This is a genomic window from Acinetobacter variabilis, assembly GCF_000369625.1.
Classification (GTDB): Bacteria; Pseudomonadota; Gammaproteobacteria; order Pseudomonadales; family Moraxellaceae; genus Acinetobacter; species Acinetobacter variabilis.
Genome location: NZ_KB850113.1, coordinates 824,378 through 840,137, shown reverse-complemented (window position 1 = coordinate 840,137; position 15,760 = coordinate 824,378). Strand labels below are relative to the sequence as shown.

17 protein-coding genes are annotated in these 15,760 nt (G+C 37.2%); 6 read left to right on the top strand and 11 right to left on the bottom strand.

Features of this window, described 5'->3' with window-relative positions; all coding sequences use genetic code 11:
* Positions 1-11: 11 nt before the first annotated feature.
* The 6 genes from F897_RS09695 to F897_RS17700 all read right to left on the bottom strand — a co-directional run bounded on the left by F897_RS09695 (position 12) and on the right by F897_RS17700 (position 7,174).
* Entirely contained in the window at positions 12-1,178 is a 1,167-nt protein-coding gene (locus tag F897_RS09695) for an MFS transporter (RefSeq protein WP_005235430.1), read from the bottom strand.
* A 2,524-nt stretch (positions 1,179-3,702) separates the two neighbouring features.
* Entirely contained in the window at positions 3,703-5,307 is a 1,605-nt protein-coding gene (tnpC, locus tag F897_RS09685) for an IS66 family transposase (RefSeq protein WP_004733110.1), read from the bottom strand.
* A gap of 74 nt (positions 5,308-5,381) precedes the next feature.
* Positions 5,382-5,717 carry an IS66 family insertion sequence element accessory protein TnpB gene (tnpB, locus tag F897_RS09680; RefSeq protein ID WP_005232274.1) on the bottom strand — a complete coding sequence of 112 codons (336 nt, stop codon included), beginning with the start codon at positions 5,715-5,717 and terminating at the stop codon, positions 5,382-5,384.
* On the bottom strand, positions 5,714-6,097 hold the full coding sequence (tnpA, locus tag F897_RS09675) for an IS66-like element accessory protein TnpA (protein WP_005232272.1): 384 nt from the start codon (positions 6,095-6,097) through the stop codon (positions 5,714-5,716). Before tnpA ends, tnpB begins: the two co-directional genes overlap by 4 nt.
* 324 nt (positions 6,098-6,421) lie before the next feature.
* A complete protein-coding gene (locus F897_RS09670; protein ID WP_005235426.1) occupies positions 6,422-6,763 on the bottom strand; it encodes a hypothetical protein in 342 nt (113 codons plus the stop codon).
* 270 nt (positions 6,764-7,033) lie between these two features.
* Complete coding sequence (locus F897_RS17700) at positions 7,034-7,174, bottom strand: hypothetical protein (protein WP_005235424.1); 141 nt, start codon at positions 7,172-7,174, stop codon at positions 7,034-7,036.
* Between the two features lie 244 nt (positions 7,175-7,418).
* On the opposite strand from F897_RS17700, the gene F897_RS17090 reads away from it, so the two are divergent.
* The 4 genes from F897_RS17090 (at position 7,419) to F897_RS09645 (ending at position 10,988) form a co-directional block, all read left to right on the top strand.
* Positions 7,419-8,241 (top strand): IS5 family transposase gene (locus tag F897_RS17090; RefSeq protein WP_122959119.1). Its coding sequence is split into 2 segments (ribosomal slippage): positions 7,419-7,799 and positions 7,801-8,241, totalling 822 coding nucleotides; the frame shifts between segments, so codons are not numbered across the junction.
* A gap of 139 nt (positions 8,242-8,380) precedes the next feature.
* Positions 8,381-9,016, top strand: coding sequence for an SOS response-associated peptidase (locus F897_RS09655; protein ID WP_005235420.1), 636 nt, complete (start codon positions 8,381-8,383; stop codon positions 9,014-9,016).
* A gap of 119 nt (positions 9,017-9,135) precedes the next feature.
* Positions 9,136-9,693 (top strand): LexA family protein, encoded by a 558-nt coding sequence (locus tag F897_RS09650; protein WP_005235418.1) that lies wholly within the window; start codon positions 9,136-9,138, stop codon positions 9,691-9,693.
* On the top strand, positions 9,690-10,988 hold the full coding sequence (locus tag F897_RS09645; protein WP_005235416.1) for a Y-family DNA polymerase: 1,299 nt from the start codon (positions 9,690-9,692) through the stop codon (positions 10,986-10,988). The genes F897_RS09650 and F897_RS09645 overlap by 4 nt, the downstream gene beginning before the upstream one ends.
* A gap of 97 nt (positions 10,989-11,085) precedes the next feature.
* On the opposite strand, the gene F897_RS17695 is transcribed toward F897_RS09645, so the two are convergent.
* The 3 genes from F897_RS17695 to F897_RS09635 all read right to left on the bottom strand — a co-directional run bounded on the left by F897_RS17695 (position 11,086) and on the right by F897_RS09635 (position 12,146).
* The gene (locus F897_RS17695; RefSeq protein WP_004785976.1) at positions 11,086-11,238 is read right to left on the bottom strand and encodes a hypothetical protein; all 153 of its coding nucleotides are present in this window, start codon (positions 11,236-11,238) and stop codon (positions 11,086-11,088) included.
* Positions 11,239-11,452: 214 nt separating this feature from the next.
* The gene (locus F897_RS09640; protein WP_005235414.1) at positions 11,453-11,854 is read right to left on the bottom strand and encodes a helix-turn-helix domain-containing protein; all 402 of its coding nucleotides are present in this window, start codon (positions 11,852-11,854) and stop codon (positions 11,453-11,455) included.
* A gap of 1 nt (position 11,855) precedes the next feature.
* Entirely contained in the window at positions 11,856-12,146 is a 291-nt protein-coding gene (locus F897_RS09635) for a type II toxin-antitoxin system HigB family toxin (protein WP_005235412.1), read from the bottom strand.
* A 1,277-nt stretch (positions 12,147-13,423) separates the two neighbouring features.
* Between F897_RS09635 and F897_RS09630 the strand changes: the two genes are divergently transcribed.
* Positions 13,424-13,765 carry a hypothetical protein gene (locus tag F897_RS09630; protein ID WP_005235409.1) on the top strand — a complete coding sequence of 114 codons (342 nt, stop codon included), beginning with the start codon at positions 13,424-13,426 and terminating at the stop codon, positions 13,763-13,765.
* A gap of 91 nt (positions 13,766-13,856) precedes the next feature.
* Here the strand turns inward: F897_RS09630 and F897_RS09625 are convergent, their stop codons facing one another.
* Positions 13,857-14,093 (bottom strand): hypothetical protein, encoded by a 237-nt coding sequence (locus F897_RS09625; protein WP_005235406.1) that lies wholly within the window; start codon positions 14,091-14,093, stop codon positions 13,857-13,859.
* Between the two features lie 624 nt (positions 14,094-14,717).
* Positions 14,718-14,948 carry a hypothetical protein gene (locus F897_RS09620; RefSeq protein WP_005235404.1) on the bottom strand — a complete coding sequence of 77 codons (231 nt, stop codon included), beginning with the start codon at positions 14,946-14,948 and terminating at the stop codon, positions 14,718-14,720.
* A gap of 254 nt (positions 14,949-15,202) precedes the next feature.
* On the opposite strand from F897_RS09620, the gene F897_RS09615 reads away from it, so the two are divergent.
* Positions 15,203-15,676, top strand: a complete 474-nt coding sequence (locus tag F897_RS09615) for a CinA family protein (protein WP_005235403.1) — start codon at positions 15,203-15,205, stop codon at positions 15,674-15,676.
* Positions 15,677-15,760: the final 84 nt, after the last annotated feature.

The window sequence follows — 15,760 nt, the reverse complement described above, 5'->3', positions numbered from 1 at the left end:
TCAATTGTATCTTAACCCTGCTTTTGTAGTTCGACTTTGTTGGGTAAGCCAAATACAAGCAACAGGCCCAGCAAGGTCGACAGCGCAGCAGCAATAAAGATTGATGTGCCACCGACCTGATCCCAATAACGACCGGCAAGAATGCTGCCACTCGCCACGCCTAGGCCCCACATGGTGCTATACAGTGCCTGTCCACGGCCTTGCTGTCCGGCCGAGAAGTTCTGGAAAATAACCCTCATGGCAATCATATGAAATAAGCCAAAACTCAAGGCATGAATGGTCTGGGCAAAAAACTGTGCCAGAAATAACGATGGAAATAGGCCTACAGTCAGCCATCTTAAACCGGTCATTAACAGGCATAACATCACCAGATGACGCCATGACCAGCGTGTCAGAAAGAATGTAGCGTAGGCAAACATAATGATTTCAGCAATGACTCCAACCGACCAAAGCAATCCGATCTGACTGGTACTGAATCCATTCTGGCTGAGATAGTTACTATAAAAACTATAAAACGGTGCATGCGAAAACAGCATGATCAATTCAATCAGGAAAAAACTGTATACCACTGGACGCTTGAAGATCGGCCATAAGGCTTCGAGTTTTTTCTGAGCTGTCGGTGCTGCTGTAGGTTCTTTGATGGTAAATGACCAGAGAAAAGCCAGAAATGAAATACAGAGCAATAAGATTGGTAGCATACTGATGCTGATAATTTCAAAAATTGCCCCTAAACCAAATACGCCAATAATAAATCCAATAGATCCCCACTTACGCACTTTGCCATAGAGCTCTGCCCTTTTCTCACCTAACCAGAATAAAGTCACGCCTTCAAACTGAGCCAAAATTGCATTCTGAAAGAAACTGAAAATCAGCATAAGCAAAGCGACTGAGTGGAAGCTATTTAGAATGATAAAAATCATGAACCAGATACAGGCTTCCATCCAGGTAGCTATACGCACCAGCAACATGCGTTTCCCGGATTTGTCTGCAATCCACCCCCAAATAAATGGCGCAAAAAATCGGGTGACAATCGCAATCGAAGATAAAATCCCAATTTCCTGATAATTAAAGCCTTGATCTTCCAGATACAGACTCCAGAAAGGCATGAATGCGCCCACAATCGCATAATAAAAAAAGTAGAAAAAACTGAGTCTGTAATGAATAGCTAGAGATTGCATCAGACTAGATTCTCTTCTATTTCTAATAACTTAAAATAAATATAGGTTGCGCTGAGTTGCATTGATTGGGTCTCGGTTAGATCTCGATAATCTATAAGATAATCATCTATAGATTCTTCAAAGCTCTTTAACTAATTTGAGAAAAATAAGATTTTAACTTAATACATTAGCTAAATTCTTAATTTATTTTTTTAGTTCAATCATGAGCTTATCAAGCGTACTCATTTGATGGGTCTAAGAATTAAAATGACTACCATTCTGATACATTGACAGCTCAGCACTGCAAAAATCTAAGTTTTGTTTTGCTTGGACTTTGTCTATCATGGATATCATCAATAAGAAAAGAACATCCCCTCAACATCTAGAATGCGAGGGGATTTGATTGCCGTAATACGTCGGGTGATTTAGAAATAAAAAAAGCCTGCTTAACTCTCCCAAATTAAGCAGGCCCATGTGAGGTCAAAAATCTATTTCATTGTTTTTCTGAGCAAAGATCCTAACAGATGATTATTACAGCTGAATATAATTATTTGTTGAAGATCAAGAGGATATCGAATAATAATTAATCACTTAGATTCTTTTAAGCATTCTTAATTAAGTCAAAAAATACCCACACCATTAGGGTTGATGTGGGTGAAACTTTAAATTCAAATGTGGAGCTTTTTAAACACTTAGCAACATACAAAGTATTCCAATTAACTCCATTCGTCAAAACCATTTTGGAGCAATTTACTGATTTATCAGTGAATATAACGATTATATTAATCGCTCTTACCACTAACTTCTTTCAAACAATCCCGGCATTCTTTCTTGCCGTCGCTAATCTCAGTTATGCCATGCAGACCGAATAAGCAGAATAGGATATGGAGTATACTTTTCTCCAGACAAAAAATAACCCGCCTAACTTGGGGAGGTTAAGCGGGTAGGCTTTAACACGTCATTGTAGTTTTTAGCTTGTTCATCATCAATTTTGGAGAACCTTAAAAGTAGCACTTGTTCGCTAGAAAGATTATATAAATGGAAACACAGAAAGAATATAAATGCCAAAAATACTCCGCCTAAAATTACAACTCTTTTGTTTTTCAAAAGATTCAACTTAATTTAAGCATGGGCCTTAGTATGAACCCTTTTGTTTAATAAACCAACAAAAAAGCCCACCTTTCGATGAGCTTCTTCATAGCAACGCTTCTTAAGTCGGGAGTCAATCAAGATAAACTTGAAAAACTGACCCGCAACGCTGGTTGCCAGCTTAAATATAATTTATCACACCTATCGATGCGAAAAAAGCCCACCATTTGGCGAGCTTCTTCATAGTAACATTTCAAACGGCGGGAGTGTCACAAGATAAACTTGCTGGACTGACCCACATTGGCAGTTACCGCCATAACTCTAATCTATCATACCTATTGATGTAAAAATAGCTTCTCCACGGAACTAGATACTACTGTTTCTAGCGTTCTTAAATTAAGCATAAGTAAATAAAAATAATAATCAGTATAATTGAGTCAAAAAAAACCCACATCATTGGGGACGATGTGGGCAGAACTCTAAATTCAAAACGTGGAGTTTTTTGAACATATGGTAAAATATAATGAAAATATTATATGCAGTCAATCACACTTTGATATTAAGTCGATGATTAACAATCATATTGACCGATAAAATAGAAATAAGTCACTTATTCAAATTTCTAGTTAATCTCAGTCTCTTTGACCAGATCTATTACTTAGCTTAGCTAGGCTATTCAAGCCAGATACATAGTAAGAAATTAAGCCAAACTTTTCTTTAGGCAATAAAAAAGCCCACATTGCTGTGGGCTCTTCCCCTTTATCATTTTGCGCTGATTCAGGATTGTTGACGAAATGTACAACGGTCAAACAATAGCCAATTCATGACAAATATATATAGAAATTAAATATCTATCCATACATAAAAAGTCTAAATTGTGATCTTTGGAGTCAATAATTTCTAGTTTGAACTTGATAAAGCTTTATTTTAGGCAACAAAAAAGCCCATCTTTCGATGAACTTCTATAAAATAGCGTCCAGCAATAAGTGTGTTATCAGGTCATCTGATCAAACTAATCCACATGACTGGTTGACCATATAAGTCTTTCTTATTCCACTGATTAATCCAAAGACTTTTCAACACAATTATTTTTCTAAATTGTTGATTCCATCTCGGTGCATAATATTGATCGCTATCATCCTACTATTCACCTTTATCTCTAGTCCAAATCTTTAAACTTTTAAACAAAATGAGTGATCTAAAAGTCAGCAAGACTATCCTTGATCATGGAAAATAATAATACTGCGCAAACCGTGAACAATAGCCCTATCAAAGCAAATAAAGGATCCTGATAAATAAGACCTAAAACTATGAGAGAGACAGCAAGGATGACAAGGAAAATAATGCCGCATATTTTAAAGAGATACATATCTAGAACCTAAAGCAAAAGCTATGCTTTCAAGAAGCAATTTTTGCTCCTTTTTTGTAAGCGTCCGCTGAACCCCATGCCTATTTTTTAATTTGAGTTGGATTTCCAGCGATGTGGTAGTAATTCTTCTATTTGGGTCGCTTTATGCGTCGGCAGCCTTTTCAGCACATCACTGAGATAGGCATACGGATCCAACCCATTCAGCTTTGCTGACTGGATTAAAGTCATGATATTTGCCGCTCGCTGTCCACTGCGCAGCGAACCTGCAAACAACCAGTTCTTACGGCCCAATGCCCAGGGACGCATTGAGTTCTCTGCCCAGTTATTGTCAATGGGTAGATTGCCATCATCCAGATAGCGGCTTAAGGCTGGCCAACGCTTCAGACTGTAATTGATGGCCTTGGCGGTTGGAGAACTCGATGGCACCGTCAGATAATGTTGGTTGAGCCATTCATACAGTTGTTGCATCACCGGTTGGCTGTGCTGTTGTCGGTATTCGCGGCGGTGTTCTGCTGTACTATCGGTCTTTTTCCTGAGTTCTGCTTCTATCGCATACAGTTTCTGAATCATCAGTAATGCCTGTTCAGCGATCTGACTTTTCCCAGTCACATGTAGCTCATGGAATTTACGACGTGCATGCGCCATGCAGCCCACCTCAATGACATCGCCTGATTTAAAGCGTGCTTTATAACCACTGTAATCATCACAGACCAGATGGCCCTGCCAGCCATTCAGGAACTCTTCTGCATGCTGACCTGAACGGCTATCCTGAAAGTCATAGATCACCGCTTGAACTGGATTGTACTGTGTAGTGGCATAGGCCCAGACATAACCTTTCTTCGGTTTTTTCTCATCATCACCCATCCGCATGATGGTGACCGGCGTTTCATCGGCATGGATCACCCGCTGTTGCAGCACCACCTCTTTTAAGGCATTGGCCAGAGGCTCCAGTTCTACACCGCAGCGACCTATCCAGTCAGATAAAGTAGATCTGGACAGATCAATGCCCGCCCGCTGATAGATCAGGCGCTGACGGTACAGCGGCAAATGATCGGCATACTTCGATACCAGCACATGGCTGAGCAGTTCAGGTGAAGCAATGCCTTTATCAATCACATAGGCGGGCATCGCTTGCTGAGTCAGGGTGTCACACTGATCACAGACCCATTTGCCACGCACATGCTGTTCCTTATAGAACTGTGCCGGTCTGAAATGCAGTTTTTCACTGATATCTTCGCCGATACGACGTAACTGGCAGCCACAACTGCATTGGGTTGATGCAGGTTCATGCTCAATACGGATGGTGTGTAGATGATCCGGCAGCAGTCGACGTTTAGGTTTGTTGACTGTGGCTTTCTCTGTCGCTGCATCGGTTTTATCTGCATTCAGCCGCTCCAGTTCCAAATCAACTGCTGCGATATCCTCTTCAACCGCTTCGTCCCACAGATGGATTTGTTTTGCGGTGAGATGTTCGTTTTTACTGCCAAATTTGTGCTGTTTAAATAGTGCGAGCTCATGCTCGTATTTTTGCGTGAGAATGGAAAGATGTTGAACTTTGGCATCCAATTGCTGGTTTGATTTTTCTAATTCTTGATTTGATTGTGCCAGAGACTGATGCTGCATTGCCAACTGTCTGGTAAATTCCAGCAGTTGTTCATGGGTCAGTTGGCTTAAGTCTGGCAGCGTATTCATGACCGCAGTATGCCTGAGGTCATGACGCAGAGGAAATAGAACGTTTGGAGAATAGCAGAATGGACCAGCCTAGTTTAGAGCATCGTCACCACCTGCTGTCGTCCAATGCGCTGCCAAGGTAAACCCTGGATCAGTGCATGTAACTGTTCCGGACTGATCGCCATGCTTTCACCCTGGTGAACCTGCGCCCAGTGGAATTTTCCCTGTTCCAGCCGCCGGGCACACAGCCAGATGCCCAGTCCATCATGTACCAGCACTTTCATGCGATGGCCACGTTTATTACAGAACAGGTAAGCACAATGCGGTTTGATGTAGCCAAAGGCTCTCACCACCTGAGCCATGATAGTATCCATCCCTGCTCGCATATCCAGAGGTTGGGTAGAAAGCCAGATTTCATCAATGCGGATCATGTTGCAAGTGCCTTGAGTAATTCTGCTAAAGCAGATATTTCTGATACTTGCCATTTCAAGCCAATTTCTGCTTTTGAGTGGGGTAAAGTAATTTGAACCGTTAACATGTCAGTAGGAGTAGGATCTAATGGTGTAGAGCAAGATAAGGCAATAAATGCAGGTTTATTCGGTAGTGGTGAGCGATCATTCCCTGGCTTAGCATCAATTAAGCGAATCCATTTGGATACGAGATTTGTATTCAATCCATGTTGCAAAGCGACCGAAGCAATTGAAACGTCCGGTGCTTTACAAGCCTGAACGATCTGCTGTTTAAATTCAGCACTGTATGTTCTTCGTTTTTTCGCAAGAGATGCGATGGATGTCTGGTGATTTGTAGTCATAAATTTTAGTCCCCACTTGTTTTTAAGTGGGGACTAAATTAAGGCTTATAGGATGAATTCATAAGGTGTGTTCAGCGGACGCTTACCCTTTTTTAAATAATTTTTATGTTTATTATCTATATAAATTGATCAATATTCTATTTATTGGTACGAAGCTAGTATATGAAATACCGATATACTCAGTAATCATATTTCGAACAAAATTCAGAAATTTAGACATTAAAAAGCCACCCTAAAGAGTGGCTCAATGATTAAATGTTTTTATTGATATTCGATTATAGCGGTCACTATTTTCAAATAAGAATTTTAATAAATATTCTTTCTTTACCCGAAATAATCTCGACATGCATTCCTCCATGAAAGGTCAAAATATTCCTGATCTATCTGCCGTCTTTCAATCAGTACAATATTTTTATTCACTAAAATAAACCTCCGATGCTTCATTTCATTCGTAGATTTATCTCTGAAACTAACCTCACCACATTCTCCCTCTTGTTGATGAAATTGAACCAGATCTGAATTCGGTAAAGCATTCCTTACCATCTCCCTAAATTTTTTTAAATCCTCATCCTGTAGGATCTTAGAGTCAGCTTCTTGCTGGGTATTTGGTTGACTACACCCCAGAAGTATTAAAGCTACAAGAGGCAAGATAATTAGTTTTTTCATAAGCTGTTCTCCTGAGAAAGAGGATCACATTACTTTTAAAGTATGGCTATTATTAAAATGAATAGTTTTGTAAACCATTCAACTTTATCAATAAATTTAATCAGGAAAATTTAGAACAGATGAAAAGGAAAAATAGCTAAAAAGAGCTTACTGTTTCTCTACAAATAGTAAAGTTCTGAAAATTATATAAGACTTGTCAGAGATGGCTCTACTGAGAAAATCAGAGACCCCACAACCTTCTTTTGCTAGTAGTGAGGTCCTTTAAAGAGATTATTCAACAGGATTTGCTGCTTGGTTATCTACCTGTTCATTCTGAGTAGCAGGATGATTTGAACCATCCTTTTTGTATTTCATTTTTTTATAACAATAACCTGCAAGTACACTTGCACCAATTAACGTTAATAACTTCATTTTTCACCTCATGCTCATAATTGCAAGCCTATATAACTAACATCTATATTTGTAGCTTTCCAAAGCCATTTAGAGTGTTTTTTTAAATAAAAAGTTAAATTATGTATATCTATATAGATCAAATAAAATTTTAATCTTTTCATAATATTAAATTTACTTAAAATATTATTGAGTTAAATATTTTTAGGCTCTAAATATATACTAGACCTCTTGCGAAAGTAAAAACCACCTCAATATAAATTTCATGAGATATCAGAAATTAAATCGTTTTTCAGATTCTGAATTCAAACGCTTGGTTGGCGTACCTCGACAAGTTTTTACTGAAATGGTAGAGGTTTTAGAAAAAGCAGAATCACTCAAAAAGAAATCAGGTCGTCCTCATACTTTAGCTATAGAGAATAAATTGTTATTAACTCTCAATTACTTACGGAACTACAGCACTCAACTGGAATTAGCGGCAAATTACCATATCGCTGAAAGTAATGTGAATCGAACCATTAAAAAGGTTGAAGATGCATTGATGAAATCAAGACGTTTTACTCTGCCAAAACGAAGCACTACCACAGCAGACGAATACTTTAACTGGGTCATTATTGATGCGACAGAATGTTCAATAGAACGTCCGAAAAAAAAATCAGAGTAAGTTCTACAGTGGTAAAAACAAGAAACATACGCTAAAAGCACAAGTGATCTATCATCCGAACAGCAAACAAATCATAGGGCTAGATATATCGAATGGCAGTCAGCATGATATTAAATTAGCAAGAAAAACGGTTAAGAAATTCAAACATTGTGAATATGTTATGACCGATTTAGGGTACTACGGATTAGAGCAAGATGACTTTAAGTTGTTGATGCCAATAAAGAAAAAGAAGAATTTACCCTTATTTGATGTTGAAAAAAAGTACAATAAAATGATTGGAAAAATACGAGTTGTGATCGAACACATTAATAGTCAATTGAAAAGATTTAGAATATTAAGTGAATGCTATCGAAATAGACGGAAAAGATTCGGTTTACGCATTAACTTAATTGCTGCACTCGTAAACCGGATAAACTTGCAATAATGACTTTCGCAAGAGATCTACTTATAAAATAAGAATCTTGCTTTCTGATTAAAATCTAACTTACGATATTCAAATTGTTTTGAACTTATCTCTCTTATATTTTAATTCTCATGATAGATCATAATGAGAGCGTTCTCCCATGTGTTCAAACTATGAATTTCCCTCAAAAAGCCGTCTCTCTTTATTAGACATTCATGAAGAGCAACTTGAACTAGATATGAAAACGCATGTATATCCTTTAGCTCCCGCTCCCATCATTATGCGCGGTGCTGACGAGTTTGAACTGGATATCGCACGTTTCGGACTTATCCCTTCCTGGGCCAAAGAATTAAAATTTAGTCGGCATACTTATAATACCCGGACTGAAACGGTTGCCTCAAAAGCGAGTTTTCGGCATGCCTGGAAAAACAATCAGTTTGCCTTGGTATCTGTAGATACGTTCTATGAACCCAAATACATTGATGGCAAATCTCATTGGTATGCAATATCTCGTGAAGACGGCGATCCTTTTACTGTTGCAGCCATTTATGATGATGCAATCATTGAGAGTGAAAAAGTTCGGTCTTTTTCAATGCTCACGATTAATGCAAATCAGCATCCTTTTATGAAACAATTCCATAATCCGAATGATGAAAAACGCTCGATTATTGTGATACCGGAAGAGTTAAGACAGGATTGGCTGCACTGCAATCATGAGGAAGCAAGTGAGTTTTTCTTCGAAATGCGGGATGAATTTATTGCAAAGCCGCGAGATCCCCGTTTGTCGGAAAATTGAAATATAAAAGCAATTTAATTATTAGTATCTGATTTTAAATCATTTATTTTATTTGTATAAAAATAAAGCAATCATTACAATCTTGATTAATGTAACAACAATCAAGAAGTAGCAGATTTATGACAAATTCGCATGGGGGCTTTAGAATTGGTGCAGGCAGAAAAAAGGCCGAAGAAACCAAAGTAATTCGTGTACCTGAATCTAAAGTCCTGGATATCAAAGCATACTTAAAATCACTTAAAAAAGAAAATGAAATCAGTAATATTCGCCAGTTTGATCCTGTTACTCAAATGGAAATTCCTATGGTCACTGAACGCGTTCAGGCTGGTTTTCCCTCACCCGCACAAGACTATATTGATAAAAAACTCGACTTGAATGAATTCCTGATCAATAACGCCAATGCCACTTTTATTGTTCGTGCCAATTCGCTGTCAATGCTGAATGCAGGCATTGATATCAATAACGCCTTGATTGTAGATCGTAGCATTGAAGCGCAACACCGAGATATTGTGATTGCCTGTGTAGATAACGAATTTACTGTCAAACGGCTGATTGTCGATGTAAAAGGTTGCTGGCTAAAAGCTGAGAATGACGACTATCCCGATATTCATCCTGTAGAAGGTCAGCAATTTGAAATCTGGGGTGTGGTCACCAACGTCATTAAAAAATTCAGATGAAATATCAGCAGGAAATCTATGCGCTGATTGATGTCAATAACTGCTATGTCAGTTGCGAGCGCCTATTCAATCCGAAACTGAATTATGTACCTGTGATCGTGTTGTCAAATAACGACGGCTGTGTAGTTTCACGTTCGCAGGAAGCAAAAGATCTCGGCATTAAAATGGGTGTTCCACTCTTCCAGATTCGCGATATTGTCGAACAGCATCAAGTTCAGGTGCTATCCAGTAACTATGCGCTATATGCAGAAATGTCCAAACGCTTTCATTCCATTCTGTCTGAATATGTAGCACCTGGTGAACAGGAAGTTTATTCCATAGATGAATGCTTTCTGAAAATTACAGCTTATACAAAAAATCATAATTTAATAGAATATGGTCAGGATATGCGACGGCGTATTTTGCAGTGGATTGGCTTACCCGTCTGTGTCGGCATTGGCCGTTCCAAAACCGAAGCTAAATTAGCCAACTATATGGCCAAGAAAGCCAAACGCTTTAATGGGGTTTGCGATCTTTCTTCTATGAATCAAAAACATAGAAATTACTTCTGGAGCTTGATTGATGTTGCTGAAGTCTGGGGGATTGGGCGCCAGCAGAGTAAAAAGTTAAAGAACTTAGGTATATATACCGTTCTTGATTTAGCTCAGGCCGATTGTCATCGAATCGGAAAATTATTTTCAGTTCTTATGCAAAGAACTGTGATGGAATTACAGGGAGTTTCCTGTATTGAACTTGAACAGACGTGCCAGCCCAAGAAGCAGATTATTTCTTCACGCTCATTTGGTTCCCGAGTGACGGATCTTGAAGCTTTAACGGAAGCTATGAGTGATTACCTGCAAAATGCTGTCAAACGCTTAAGAGAAGATCAATCCTTATGTGGTTGCATCATTGCTTTCGCTCAATCCAATCTTTTTGACAAGAACAGATCCTTTTATCATAAATCTATCAATATCGCTTTTCCTGAACCTACTGATTCTGCTGTTGTCATGAACCGGGCATTGATGCAACAGATGCATGAGCTGTTTTCAGAAGGTGTAGAGTTTAAAAAATGCGGGGTTATTTTAACGGCGCTTGAACCTAAATCGGCCTATGTCTATGACTTGCTCTCTGATCATGCTCAGATCGAGAAAGATGAGAAGCTTCAACAAGCGCTAGAAAAAGTAAAAGAAAAATTTGGCGATCAAAAGCTGGCAATTGGAGCAACTAAAATGCCTGACCGGAGCTGGGCCATGTCTCAACAGCATCTAAGCCAGAATTATTTTAGTTGGGATGGACTGTTAAAGATTGATCATTAATTTCATCTTCCCAGTAAAATGAAGCAGAAATTTTCCGAGACTTAAATCAAAATCTAAAAAGCCCTAAATTTAATTAGGGCTTTCTGATATTCATATCTTACTTTTGCTCCCTCAGCGGATGCTCAGGCTCTGCATTAGGCTTTTTCTCAGGCTTTACACCCTTATAGGTTGCTTGATTGCCTTTATCATCATTAGATTCTTTTTGCGGATTATCTTCTTGCTCTGTTTGGTGGTCTGCATGAGTTGTCATATATATTCCCTTTTCTCTAGATGCTTAGAAAATTATTAGGACATATAAGGTTAAACATCAATAATATTTATGTTTTCCATACATTTTAATAAACATATATTCTTCTAATCCGAGCTTATATAGACTTCTTGTTCTAATCTAAATCTGTCTAGCTGTGATCAACCTGCTTTCAGGAAACACAGCTCATAGATCTTAAAATTTGGTTTCTTATTACTTAAAAGAAAGTATCTGCAGAAACATTAAAACGTTCAGACAAAGCTTTAATATGACGGATATTGAGCTGACGTTTACCGTTCAGGATTTCTGAAATGACCGACTGGGTAGCTATGTCAGATAGATCTGATTGGCTGAGACCATGCTGTTCCATCAGGAAAGCCAATGCAGTACGTCCATCGCTTTCTGGCATCGGCAAATGCTCATGCTCGTAAGCTGAGACTAAGTCGCCCAGTTGAAGAATCAGCCCCATTAAGGGATGCGATTCATCATCACCTACAATATCCAGAAGTTCATCTAAAGCTTCAGTAAGGGTATTAAAGTCTTCTTCGGTTTCTGGCTTGCTAAGCAATGGTGCAACATAACGCCAGTGATCAACGGCCTGTTTAATCATTGCATTCATATTAAGCCTCCTTCCAATGATCTTTGTCATATTCCTGATGGGATAAGACATGGCGAATATAGACACGTTTTGCCTGATACATCACAACTGCGATCAACCTGATCTTGTTGCCACCAATATCAAAGACATGAAATTTCCCGACTTTATCGACTGCGGGAAATAATCGCTTCATGTCGGCAAAATCCTTAGGATCATTGGCCTTGATAAGTCGATACCAACCATCCAATGCAGTTTCAGCGTGTGGCCACTTTTGCATTGCTTCCAGAATCCGAGCGTGAGTGATCACATGCATGATTATTTATCGCATTTTGCTATATTGAAAGTATAACCTAAATATCGCATATTGCAATAACGTTTAAAGGATGAATTTAGTTGAGATGAGTATTGTTATGATCAAATCACAAGTTAAAATTAAATAAACCCTTATTTTTAATAATCTTTATTAATTAACTATCAATATTTATAAATTAGCGTGGATATGTTGGTTCTATTTTCAAATAGCAATGATAAAAAAATGAAAACCCCCGTCAATCTAAAATCGAACGGGGGTTCAACATCCATCTAAACCACGAAGGTCTAGAGAGTTAATTTAAATCTTTCAAGCAATCACGACACTTTTTGACTTCGAAATCATCGACTGTATAATCAATTTCAGTCGCACCATGAAGACCAAATAAACAACATATAAATTGGAACATATGTTTCTCCTGACTGTGAACAGCTCGATCATGGATCGAGCTTTGTTGCTTTAAAGATAATGGCTTACAGTTCCACGATTTATTTACCTTGAAACCATTGAATCACTCACCTGTACTGCGATTGCACAGGAAAGCTATAGCCTCTAAATTTGTATACTCTCTTCATGTTTTGGCGCTTGGTCTTTGGTACCGTGATCCTTGCTCATCATCCGGCACATTTTTTCTTTGCAAGATTTAAAGCAACATCCCACCATGACACCCATACCAAATGCACAGATACATCTCATCATAGCTCTAACCTATCTTTTCATCAAAAGAGATATATAAATAACATCTATTCATGTTTCACACTTGAACGTATTTTCAGGTTTTATGTTGTATATGAAAACTTATGTGAAGGATAAATGTCGAAGAATCATTACTTTTTGGCATATTTATGATCTAAAAAATGAGCCCTGCTTAACTGTCTGGATTAAGCAGGGCTTTTTAACTTGCTGATTTTAAATTATTTTATCTGAGTTGTTATAGTGATGATAAAGTACCACTTGTCATGCATCTAATATGTATATGAAATATAGAGGCTTTTTTACCAAATGTTGAATATAGGTTATGTTTTATATTTTATTGGCTATTTTTCATCGACTTAGATGCAATTGAATACAAAAAACTTTGATTCATTCAGTTTTCATTCAATCAAGTGGGTCATAAAAGCAGATATGCAACTTATACATATTGGTAGATATTTTACTTATTTTATCAAAGTCCTTTTCATTTTTTATTTTCTCAGCTGTCAATGAGTTTAAAGGCAGGTGCTCTTTCATTCATTTCTCTTTATAATTTTTCCAATGACTGATAACAATATATTGTTGCCATGAAAATATCATTATTCATAATTGCCCTATTGGCATTGGCCATCACAGGCTGCCAGAAACAACAGGCAGATGTATCAGCTGAACCTGATCCAGCAGTGAAAGCTCAATTTGAAAAATCCGATGCCCGATTGAGTGCTTATTTAGATAAATTAGATTCTTCTACTATTAGTCTTGAGGAAAGAACACATATTTTATGTGAGGATTATCCTAAAGAATATAAAACTCATTATATGCCGGCCCTAATAACACTGATGCCACAAGAATATGATGAGCAGGAACTACTGAAAGATCTGAAAAATGCGCTCGACTTTTATAAAGTAAAAGCCAATATTCAATGCTGATTTATTCTGAACAATAAAAAACCGCCTTAAAAAAGGCGGTTTTTGTAGAGATTACACAGCTTAGATATGAGCGCTGCAGCTTTGACTAATCTTATTGATTACGCAAATTTTGCTGCTGGTTATCTTGTTGTGGCTGTTGCTGTTGTTGCTGATTGGGTTGCTGGTCCTGTTGGCCCTGCTGACGCTGTTGGTTTTGCTGTCCCTGCGGCTGTTGTTGCTGCTGGTTCGGCTGTTGCTGATTTTGATTCTGGTTTTGCTGACGTTGTTGGTCTTGCTGTTGTTGTTGGTTCTGTTGGTCTTGCTGATTTTGCTGTTGATTATTAGCCATGGTGTAACTCCTTACTATTTGCTTTAAATCGCCGATGATTAGGTTTCGACTTAATATTTACTCTACCTATTTTTAAAAATTCGCCAAGTTATTACCTGTTACATATTAATTCAATGTAAAAAAAGGTAAGTTAAGTAATTGAAGTCTGGATTTATAAGAAACATAAATTACTTTTAATAATAGAATGAATACATATTGAAAGCTTTCTATCTTTTATAAATTTTATTTTTCATTTAAAGTCATAACTTAATCAAAAAATTTTATATAAACTTAAATTTAAAATAAAATTTAGAAATACATTTTGATACTTATATAAAATATGATTATATTTATAAGATATTGAATTTTATTAATTATTTAAAATTATAATTTCTTATACATGTTTAACCTAATTTTTTAAAAATTAAATCATTAAATATAAAAACGAAAAAAACATTTTTAAATAGTAGACTATATTACATATAATCACAAATAAGGCCTTTTCAATTGCCAATTTACCTTGACTTTATATTTTTAAAAGTATTATTAGATTTTTTTATTAAATCTAATCAAATTCTATTTTAATGACCTTTATCTAATAAATAAGCCTCCTATTTTAAGAGGCTTATTTTCAATAAGTTATTTTTAGATTGCGACCACTTTTACAATAATGGTTTGGCTTTCTTCTTGTTCTTCGGCCAGATATAAACGCTTTAATTCTTTGCTTTTAACTTTAAACTTTAAATTCTGGTAATGAAGGATGCTTGGGATCTGATCAAAATATTGACCATCTGCCTCAATTTCTTCCTGAAATAAAGGAGTACCCAGTTGATAATCTAGACTTTTTAATACGGAATACTTTACTGTGGTTTTCATTCTTACAACCTACTTTCCTTACGCACTTTATTTTTATTTTTACCACTGATCAGAGCAAGTTAAAACCATTAATTTCAAATATTGTCCAAGCATTAAGCAGTCAGTTTAACAACTGCCAAACTTACGTTTGGAATACTAAAATTACAAAAATATTTTACCTTTCATCATAATAAAGAAATAATCTCACAGTTGATACAAAAGCAAAATGGGACTACATTGGAATAAAGATTACCTTCTAAAAAAAAATAGACATTATGATTAAAACATGTTGTGGCCTGCTGGAACAAAGAAACATCAAGATTGCTTTTATTGAAAGTGCAAGTTCTGGCTATTTAACCAGTCAGTTTTCAATTTGCAAAAATGAAGGTGCTGAAATCTTGTTGGGAGGTCTGGTATGCTACGATCCGTCCGTGAAGATCAATGTTTTGGAAATTTCTCCGAATCTAATTAGCACCCATTCAGCCGAATCTATGCCTGTAACGGTCGCTCTGGCTGAGGCAGGTAAAAAAATGTTTCAGGAGGCGGACTGGATTATTGCTTGTACAGGCTTGCTTAAACCAGGCGGTAGTGCAACACCTGATAAACCGGAAGGTACTTTCTTCGCTGCTGTTTATGATGGTCTTCAGACTCACCAATTCCAGTATTATATTAAAGGCACACCACAGGAACGTCTCAATAAACTGGCAGCCGTCATCGCACATGACATGATTAATCTACTCAACACCTAAAGCCAAAACTGTTTATATGAATGCTGATCAAACTTCATTATTTCTACTGTATTTATAGTTAAATTATTTCTTATAAAAGCACGT

Excerpts from the sequence above, each read along its gene's own strand:
- F897_RS09640 (WP_005235414.1), bottom strand. The coding sequence starts at position 11,854 with ATGAATGCAATGATTAAACAGGCCGTTGATCACTGGCGTTATGTTGCA.
- F897_RS09645 (WP_005235416.1), top strand. The coding sequence starts at position 9,690 with ATGAAATATCAGCAGGAAATCTATGCGCTGATTGATGTCAATAACTGC.
- F897_RS09630 (WP_005235409.1), top strand. The coding sequence starts at position 13,424 with ATGAAAATATCATTATTCATAATTGCCCTATTGGCATTGGCCATCACA.
- F897_RS09625 (WP_005235406.1), bottom strand. The coding sequence starts at position 14,093 with ATGGCTAATAATCAACAGCAAAATCAGCAAGACCAACAGAACCAACAA.
- F897_RS09670 (WP_005235426.1), bottom strand. The coding sequence starts at position 6,763 with ATGAAAAAACTAATTATCTTGCCTCTTGTAGCTTTAATACTTCTGGGG.
- tnpC (WP_004733110.1), bottom strand. The coding sequence starts at position 5,307 with ATGAATACGCTGCCAGACTTAAGCCAACTGACCCATGAACAACTGCTG.
- tnpB (WP_005232274.1), bottom strand. The coding sequence starts at position 5,717 with ATGATCCGCATTGATGAAATCTGGCTTTCTACCCAACCTCTGGATATG.
- F897_RS17695 (WP_004785976.1), bottom strand. The coding sequence starts at position 11,238 with ATGACAACTCATGCAGACCACCAAACAGAGCAAGAAGATAATCCGCAA.
- F897_RS09615 (WP_005235403.1), top strand. The coding sequence starts at position 15,203 with ATGATTAAAACATGTTGTGGCCTGCTGGAACAAAGAAACATCAAGATT.
- F897_RS09620 (WP_005235404.1), bottom strand. The coding sequence starts at position 14,948 with ATGAAAACCACAGTAAAGTATTCCGTATTAAAAAGTCTAGATTATCAA.
- F897_RS09635 (WP_005235412.1), bottom strand. The coding sequence starts at position 12,146 with ATGCATGTGATCACTCACGCTCGGATTCTGGAAGCAATGCAAAAGTGG.
- F897_RS09695 (WP_005235430.1), bottom strand. The coding sequence starts at position 1,178 with ATGCAATCTCTAGCTATTCATTACAGACTCAGTTTTTTCTACTTTTTT.
- F897_RS17700 (WP_005235424.1), bottom strand. The coding sequence starts at position 7,174 with ATGAAGTTATTAACGTTAATTGGTGCAAGTGTACTTGCAGGTTATTGT.
- F897_RS09655 (WP_005235420.1), top strand. The coding sequence starts at position 8,381 with ATGTGTTCAAACTATGAATTTCCCTCAAAAAGCCGTCTCTCTTTATTA.
- tnpA (WP_005232272.1), bottom strand. The coding sequence starts at position 6,097 with ATGACTACAAATCACCAGACATCCATCGCATCTCTTGCGAAAAAACGA.
- F897_RS09650 (WP_005235418.1), top strand. The coding sequence starts at position 9,136 with ATGACAAATTCGCATGGGGGCTTTAGAATTGGTGCAGGCAGAAAAAAG.